Origin of the sequence: Desulfovibrio oxyclinae DSM 11498 (assembly GCF_000375485.1) — a bacterium.
GTDB classification, from domain to species: domain Bacteria; phylum Desulfobacterota; class Desulfovibrionia; order Desulfovibrionales; family Desulfovibrionaceae; genus Pseudodesulfovibrio; species Pseudodesulfovibrio oxyclinae.
The window spans coordinates 1-8,450 of the sequence record NZ_AQXE01000022.1; the positions used below are offsets into that span (position 1 = coordinate 1).

Annotated in this window: 4 protein-coding genes and 3 pseudogenes; 5 read left to right on the forward strand and 2 right to left on the reverse strand. The window is 44.5% G+C overall.

The features are described from left to right. Window positions 1–824: 824 nt before the first annotated feature. Window positions 825–974, reverse strand: a pseudogene (locus B149_RS18900) (IS3 family transposase); the annotation flags it as partial. 277 nt (window positions 975–1,251) lie between these two features. On the opposite strand from B149_RS18900, the pseudogene tnpA (B149_RS17585) reads away from it, so the two are divergent. The 3 genes and pseudogenes from tnpA (B149_RS17585) to dgt all read left to right on the forward strand — a co-directional run bounded on the left by tnpA (B149_RS17585) (window position 1,252) and on the right by dgt (window position 5,426). Beyond that, a pseudogene (gene tnpA, locus B149_RS17585) lies at window positions 1,252–1,682 on the forward strand (IS200/IS605 family transposase). Between the two features lie 1,520 nt (window positions 1,683–3,202). Continuing rightward, window positions 3,203–3,952: a nucleotidyltransferase family protein gene (locus B149_RS18620; RefSeq protein WP_156816862.1), complete on the forward strand. Its 750-nt coding sequence runs from the start codon at window positions 3,203–3,205 to the stop codon at window positions 3,950–3,952. Then, window positions 3,945–5,426, forward strand: coding sequence for a dGTPase (dgt, locus tag B149_RS18450; protein WP_026167675.1), 1,482 nt, complete (start codon window positions 3,945–3,947; stop codon window positions 5,424–5,426). Before B149_RS18620 ends, dgt begins: the two co-directional genes overlap by 8 nt. A gap of 149 nt (window positions 5,427–5,575) precedes the next feature. Here dgt and tnpA (B149_RS17590) read toward each other — a convergent pair. Then, window positions 5,576–6,006 (reverse strand): annotated as a pseudogene (gene tnpA, locus B149_RS17590) (IS200/IS605 family transposase). 265 nt (window positions 6,007–6,271) lie between these two features. On the opposite strand from tnpA (B149_RS17590), the gene B149_RS18750 reads away from it, so the two are divergent. Beyond that, window positions 6,272–7,171, forward strand: a complete 900-nt coding sequence (locus B149_RS18750; RefSeq protein ID WP_169332933.1) for a hypothetical protein — start codon at window positions 6,272–6,274, stop codon at window positions 7,169–7,171. A 345-nt stretch (window positions 7,172–7,516) separates the two neighbouring features. Next, the coding region (locus tag B149_RS0115825; RefSeq protein ID WP_018126144.1) for a hypothetical protein at window positions 7,517–8,450 on the forward strand (934 nt) is incomplete at its 3' end.

The following is an 8,450-nucleotide window of genomic DNA, read 5'->3' on the forward strand; positions in this document are numbered from 1 at the left end:
TCAAGGTCTTCTCCCCGAAGCAGGCGAAGCACGGCTTCGACCTTGTGCTGGGCCCAGAAACGTTTCTTCTTGCGCGCCGGTTCCGGCTCTCCGGCTCCGTTCGGCCTACGGCCTCCCTCCGCCGGAGAGCCGGAACCGGCCTTCGAATTCTTTCCCATTGTCGGTCACCTCCTGGACGTTTGTTACGCCCAATTCGGTGTCCAAGAAAACCCTAGGGCAATCCAGAAGACGCAAAAAGCCCCGATGACCAGTGTCACCGGGGCTTTCTGTTTACTTGACGAAAGAAGTGGGTCCACTTTGTTGGAGTGGAGTTGTCAGAAGCATACTACAAGGCAGCCAAATCTCGCCTCACTCAAGTGCAAAACAAAGAGCAGACTCGCGCACGTAGCACCACTCATGCCAACCATAGGAATGGCCACTTCGACTTTCTCAAGTTAAATGGCCTATTTCCTCGACTTACATGTCCGCTTACAGCGGACATGTTGGAAATTGTGCCGAAAAAGCTGTGTACCATCTGAAGTCACGAAGACGAGCCACGAAACGCGAAAACGGCACAAAAAAAGGGTCACACTTTCGTGTAACCCTTTGATTTCTGTGGCGGAGCCGAAGGGACTCGAACCCTCGGCCTCCGGCGTGACAGGCACGTGACCTAGCTAATCACCGTCGATTTTATTGAATATTATTGAGGCTTACGAAGCCTTGGTGCGGCTCGGTGGGTTTAAAGGGCCCACCTGTGGGCCCACTAAAATGGTGCCGTTCCAGCGTGACAGATGAACTCTATTTCTCGTGCTCTTTCGCTTCGAGAGCTGTTGCCATATCCAGCAAGTCATCAAGACCCCCATACTTCTTTTCCTGCGATAGAAGGTCTGCTCGCTGATCTCAATTTTACGGATCACTTCCTTCACGGGAGTCCTATGCCAGGTCTGACGCAGATCAAAGGCGATTTGTTCCTCAATGTACCTTGATTTTTTCAGGACAAAAACCTCCTACTATATGATAATCGATTTCGCCAAAGACTCACATTCCCGGTGGACCTATTTCGCAGGAGCAGGTCAACCCCACCTTTATCGTCTCGATTGAAATGTTATCGGTTGAGTGGTATTTATTTAGCGAAAATGCATTGTGGAATTGAGAATTTTTTAGTCCAATAAGTCTTAGCTTTGCTGGGGGACCAATAAAGTTTGACTTATGCAGATTTTTTTAAAACCTCCCCTAGTGAGCTGCTCAAAGTGAGCACAGGAGAGACTTTAAATTAAGTGCAATTCAAGCCTATGCCACACGCTGTGGGACTACAAATATCACATCATTTGGATACTCAAATTCCGTCGCAAGATTTATTTAGTAAAATTAGGGGGTATTTGGGTGTATTCTTCCATAAACTGGCAAAACAGCGGCAGAGCAAAATCCCTGAAGAGCATTTATGCAAGGATCATGTGCAAATGTACATCGTCATCCCGCCTAAATATTCGGATGTGCAAGTCATTGGCTTTATGAAAGGCAAAAGCGCTACCCACATAGCTCGGGAACTCAAAGGGCGGGCAAGAGGCTATGCTGGTCAAAGCTTTTGGGCACGAGGGTATATTGTTTAGACCGTAAGCAGAGATGAAAAAGTGATTCGAGAGTACAGCCGTAATCAAAAGCAGGAAGACAAGCGAATCAAGCAATTGAAATTCCGCCTTTAGGCGATGCTTAAAGACGCTTTGAGCGGCTCACAAACTCTAGCCCCGGCTTTGCCGTGTGTATTATTACATAACTATCTATGAGAACTGTTCCTGATAGAGTGAAAATTCTGAATGTCGTTCAAACGCCAATGTCTTTCTATGTGTTGGTTGTGCTGATTGTAAAACATGTTCACGGTGTTAACTATGCCGTATCTGATCAGAAAGATGTAGTCCTGCTATACATAATGCCTGACATTATCACTTTCTTGATTGTGTCTGTCTCAGTTTTGGCTTTGTCAGGCCACATTCACTGAACGGTCATAATAGTTCTAATTCCACTTCGATACCAGTAATGCTCTTGTGGCTACAAACGAAAACTCCAATGTTCTGTTTTCTGAAACGATTCCATTGTTTAAAGGAATTATCCCTAAAGCATCTAACATTACTCATCATTTTATAAGCCCTCGGAGATGGAGAAAGAGATTTCTTGAAGAGTTTCATAGCTTCCTTTCAACGAAAAACAGCAATCTTTTAGTTTTCTTGCCAAATTTTAAAAATAAGATTATTATAGATTCGTTAAAAAATAAGTTTGACGAGGGGAAGCCATACCGCCTTAATCAAGGATGCGGAAAGATTCTTTGATGACCTTGACTCTATTTACCCTGGGAAAGTGAAATGGCTTAAATTCATCACCCTTCCTACGTTTTACCTTTATGGGATTGCTGATGTGGTTGTGTTCGCGATGTACCCCACTTCAAAAAAGAAAAAGATGCTCCTAATTTTATTTCAAAACAAGATGATAAATAAGTAATTTAATGATTGACGATGTGAAAACTATTAAAAATGAGCGAAATAGTAAGGGGTAAGGTGTTGATGCCAAGCCTTCCAGACATCTAAGTGTACGTCCAAAACTTACAGGGCTTAGTAGATGGAACAATCATCAGCACGAGAAAACGTATCGCATTTGTAAATGACTACATGATTTCGTTAAATTTAAAACTCAATGGCAAATTGTATTGGAAAGATGACCAAAAACTGGAGAATTTAGCATTAACTGTTGAGTTTGAGAGGAGGCAGGCTCTTGCTTTAACAGGTACAAGATTTAGGGCTAATTTTAGATTAACCCAAAGCTTCCTCTACTTCTGACGCTTTTGGTGACACATTTGATTTGGAATATTCCCTTAATCAAGCACAACGATAAAATAGACATTAAATATTTCTACTTGACCGGAAGGTGATGAGGGGAATTAGTAGCGACTATGCTGATGAAATGCTTTGGCATTGCAAAATGTCTCCAAAAGAAAATTGGATTGATCCCTTTGAATGACTTGGAAGAGTTATATAAACCAATATTTTTTGTGGTAAATAGATCTGTAAAATAAATATTAACCCTTCAATCCTATGCAATCGTGGGGAGTTGCTTGATTCTCTCTAGGACCATCGTAAAGGCTTTGGTAAGTCTTCAACTGGTAGTGGAATATTCTTCAGTATACTTGCCTCAAAGAAAACACACTACACAGATGAGAAAAGAGTGGACTAAAATGAAATACACCTCAGTCAAAACGCCTAGTGAATCATTTCTAAAATTGTTTTATGAAAACCTTTGTTCAAATCATATTGTTCACAATTTCTTGTCGCTAATTAGTGAAGCTTCAAACGGTGATTTCTATGTATTTGGAGGATCTTTACGCCGTACTTTGTTAGGTGGAGATTTTGATGGTGACGTCGATATTATGGTTGACAATAATGACGATCGCGTTTTTGATTTTTTAGAAGATCATAAAGTTAGTTTCGAATTAAATAGACGTAAGCATCGTAGGTATAAATGGCATAGTTTTCAGTTTGATATTAATAAGCCCGTTGAATGGGATACAAGTTTTCTTAATGTTACAGATGTTCTTTTGCACTTTGATTTAAATATAAATTCGTTGGCTATTCACTTTGGCAGTAAATCAGTTCTTGACCCATATAAGGTTTTAGATCGTACTCCTATTTTATATCCTGGTATCAATTGGAATAGGTGGCGCTCAATTTCAGAATCTGAAGTGACTATACTTGCAATAAGATTGGTTAAAATTCTCAGACAAAATAGTTTTTTGCGTTTGTCTTGTGACGAAGTTTCGGAGCTTAGAAATACAGTCCTACCTAAATGTGAGCGAGTTGATTGGGGGCCTCATGAAAATCGTTATGGGGGAGGGCAGCAGGCCTTTTTAAATGAGTTAGTAGAGCTAATTAATAGAAAAACTATCACAAATGAAAATGATTGCCAGAACGGGGGTATCAATGCTTGATTACAATAATTTATTTAATGTCGAAAGATATAGAACAACGAGAGTCTCAGGTCGTAATATTGAAGAAGAAGTGGATGCAGATAGAGGTAGGGTTCTTTTTTCTCCAGCTTTTAGACGCCTGCAAAACAAAGCGCAGGTTTTTTCATTAGAGCGAAATGCGGCTGTAAGATCACGCTTAACACACTCCATCGAAGTGTCTTCTGTGGGTAGATTTGTGGCTCAACAAGCAATCAAATCGTTTACAGCTCAAGAGAAAAAGCAGTTTGGAATTACTGGAAAAGAACGAGCGATACTTTCAGTCGTTGAAACTGCCTGTTTACTACATGATATTGGGAATCCGCCATTTGGCCACTTCGGAGAAAGTGCTATTTCAGACTGGTTTCATGTTCATGGTCCAGATTTAGTGCCGCGAGCTATCGGAGGTGGGGCGTTAAAAACGTGGAATAATTTTTATGATGACTTCCGTCATTTTGATGGTAATCCTCAGGGATTTAGAACTGTTACAAAACTTCAAGCTAAAGAAACTGGCGATCTGTCTGGGATGAATCTCACAGCAACAACCTTGGCGGCTATTATAAAGTATCCGTGGACAACTGACAGTATTGGCGATGAGAAATATAAGGCTGGGTACTATCGAACAGAGTCTATAATTGCAGGGTGGGTCCGTTCTACTTTGAGGTTAGAAGAAGGACAACGTCATCCATTAGTTTATTTAATGGAAGCTGCTGATGACATTGCTTATTGCCTGAGTGATATCGAAGATGGGATTGAGAAGGGTCTGACAAGCTCCGTAGAGTTTGCAGTACACATGCAACTACATATGCAAGAAATGAAAGATGATGACGTGGAAATTGCCGCAATGAAGGATGCATTGGATCATATATTGAACTCTGAAAGTCCAGCTTTTCGAAATATTAGGTTCTCAGCAATGGAAGATTTTCGATCTAGTTTCATCAGATTTTTAGTTAAGCATGCCGCTCGAGGATTTAGGAAGCTCCATGAGAATGAAAACCTATCAGATGGAAATTCACTACTGTCTAATGGCAGTGCTAAGAATTTATTGGAGGCTGTTAAAAATTTTGCAGAGCAGAAATTATATAAATCTCAAATTGTAAGAGATAGAGAGTTAACTGCTCATGCTGTCCTTTCTGGTTTGTTTAACGCATACAAGCCATTGATGGTATGTGATCGTGAGCGTTTTGATTTTGCGGTTAAGGGGAACGGAGAGGATGAGGTTGGTAGAAAAATTACAGGAGAACAGAGCTTAATAAGTAGGCTTCCGAGGAAACATATGGGAGTCTATTATAAAGAACTAGACCTGTCGGATAAGAGTAAGCTTACCAATGGGCATAAAGTCGTTGCAGAGCGGGTTAATAGGATACGGATGATTATTGATTTTATCTCAGGTATGACAGATGAATACGCACTCCAAACATATCGACTTGTCTCAGGGATTCAGATCAACCCATATTAATTTAATGTATTACAAGGTCATCATAAAACAATAATCTATGAGGCCTCTTAGGTCTTAGCAATGTCAAATATCGATGTGGAAGTCATAACACCCCCAGCAAAGCCGGGGGCTTGAGTTTGTGAGCCGCTCAAAGCGGCTTTAAGCACCGCCTAAAAGCGGAATTTTAATTGCTCGATTCGCTTGTCTTCCTGCTCTTGTTTACGAATGTACTTGCGAATCACTTTCTCATCTCTGCCAACGGTAGAAACAAAATATCCTCGTGCTCAAAAGCTCTGACCAGCATAACCTCTTGCTCGGCCTTCAACTTCCCGAGCTATATGAATCGCGCTCTTGCCTTTCATGAAGCCAATGATTTGCGGCACAGAATAATTCGGCGGAATGGCAATGTAGATATGCACATGATCCTTGCATAAATGCCTTTCCACAATATCACTATCTCGCTGTCTTGCCAGTTTGTGGAAGACCTCTCCCAAGTACGTCCGTATTTTCCAAACAGAATCTTGCGGCTGCATTTCGGTATCCAAACCATATGATACTTGCAGTCCCACCGCGTGTGACATAGGCTTGAATTGCACTTCATTTAAAGCCTCTCCTGTGCTCACTCTGAGCAGCTCACCAGGGGAGGCTTTAAACTATTCCCGCAAAAGTCAAATTTTACTGGTCCTCCAGCAAAGGGGGGGGGGGGGGGGGGTCGCATTGGACTAAAAAGTGGCCTCGGAAAACTGAACCACTTGTCAAGGTTGACGTAAACAAGCCTAAGGAGGCTTTTGATGTTCAAGAAGAAAAGATGATTTTCCGCTGAGTTAAAATAACCGTGCTGCCCTGGATGCGCCTTTTCGGCGAACATGCTTCCGAGGTTGTTACACGAAAGTCATCAAGGATTCCCGATTTCTATACCTTGCAATCATTCCCTTTCATTTGCATCCAAGTCTTCGCTGTTCTACTTAAACCAAATGACTGGCTCCCGCATACAGTTCCAAGTCCTCCGCCACCTAGCCGCCTCATGGCGCACCTCCTACGGCATCCATGATTTCAGACGTGAGGCAGAACGCCAGCAAAAGCCTCTTGCTCAAGCCGACTTAGCCACTTGGCTTTCTTTTTACCGAAACCATCGTCGTTTGACTGACGGAATATTCCGGTCCTTCGGTCTGACTGACCTTGGCCCATTCAAAAAGCCGTACGGCAGCGCCTCCTTACCGGATGGCTTCCGTATGCAGGATTTCCATGACCAATCGGCAAAAAGGGTTGAACCAGAGCTAACCGCCGAAGGACAGTTTTCCATTGAACTGGCGTTCATGGCTCTCGTCTGGGTTCCTTGCATTGCCCTGTATGGTGACTATCCTCCCAACCTTCTCCGAAAGGCTCGACACGGGGATTTGGACACGATCTGTCGTCTTATTGTGGTCGATAAGTCTGTTGTTGCTGAACCCCGGATAGCGCAATGGGTTCTCGAATGGTCCTTGGCTATTGACCGACCCAAGTTGGAGCAGATCGGCAAGGCTTTTCAGACTGATTTACCGAAACTCACCCCGAAACAGTGCAAGATCACTTGGGCTCAGTTTGTCGATTCCATGGCCGTACGCATGGGCTACCCTATAAACATTCCTGAGATAAGAGGAATCTTCGACTCTTTGGCGCAAGAGGAAGGGCTAGGCCCACATGACCTCGATCTAGCCGAAATGACGGATGATGCCCTCTACAGGGCGATTCGAAAGCGCCCCAAACCCTTGAAAGACCTCCCTTAGCCCTGCCTTCCCCCAGCCATCCCTTGAGCCAGAGCTGAAAAGTTGCCATCCCTCTCGCCGTCGCCTGACATCCACGCAGCATGAGCAAGGCCGTGGAATCAAGGCCGAGCGACCGCAGGGAGCGAGCCGCAGGGCAGCCTTGATTCTTCGGACGCTCATGCTCTTCTGCCCCAACGAGGGCGAGCAAAATCAGCTAGTATACCACCCGGCCCAACCGAGCACCCGGACATTTTTTTCTTTCGATGTGTCCGGGTGCTTTCGTGTTTGATTTCCTAATCAAATCACATGCAAAACAAATCTCAAACCAACGGAAATCGTCAGAGGCAGCCCTCTAAAGGGGGGCGAATGACTATCAGCCCCCCTCCAAAGGTGAAAACGAGGCCCCAAAAGGGTGTGCAAGTGCTTACGGGCGGCGTGGATTCCCTGAATCTGGCTCTGGATATCCAGTGGAAGGATGAAAAGACGTTCAAGATTCTGGAAGAAGCAAAAGCGTGTGCTGCAAAGGATCAAAAGCCCAGCCCTGTCTTCATCTATGATCCCGAGCAAGAGAGAAATATTCCCTTTTCCGTTCTGCCGCATGGCACTAATGGCTATAGCTGGATACTCACAAGCCGTGAATATGCCATACGGATCGGCGATTGGATCGACCCAAAGCAACGGCCGAGCGCCATGGTGGAAGTCCGATCCGAAACCCTTTGGCATCGTGGGCTGGTTGATTCGGTAACAAGCATACTGCGCGGGCTTGAAGCGTGTGAGGCCAAAGTGTTGAAGACCAAGCCAAGCCGCATGGATCTTTGCATGGACCTCCTTATGCCTGAAGCCATGTGGAAGCCTTCGCTTGTCGAAAAGGCTTTCACCAGAGCCACGCAGTATTCAACCTACATGCAGCACCGCAAATTCTCAGGGATGAGCATTGGTAAAGGCAAGCTCAGTGCCCGCTTGTATGACAAGGCTCTGGAAATCCAGTCTCAATCCAAGAAAACGTGGATGTACGACATCTGGCAATTGGAAGAAGTGCCGGAGGGCAAAAAGGTCATTCGGGTTGAATTCCAACTCAGGCGCGAAGCGCTGAAGGCACTCGGACTCGATTGCATTGAGGATGCGTTCAAGAGCCTTGAAAATGTCTGGGCCTATTGCACGCAAAATTGGCTCAAGTTCCAAACAAGCGGCAAGCATCATACGCAACGCCGCACCTTGCCGTGGTGGAAGAAGGTCCAGCAAAGCTACCTCGGTGTGCATGATCCGGTACCGTCCATCAGAGCCAAGGCCATTCGCAATG

Bases quoted from the DNA above. Each gene is read 5' to 3' on its own strand.
- dgt (WP_026167675.1), top strand. From the start codon at position 3,945: ATGCTTGATTACAATAATTTATTTAATGTCGAAAGATATAGAACAACG.
- B149_RS18620 (WP_156816862.1), top strand. From the start codon at position 3,203: ATGAAATACACCTCAGTCAAAACGCCTAGTGAATCATTTCTAAAATTG.
- B149_RS18750 (WP_169332933.1), top strand. From the start codon at position 6,272: ATGCTTCCGAGGTTGTTACACGAAAGTCATCAAGGATTCCCGATTTCT.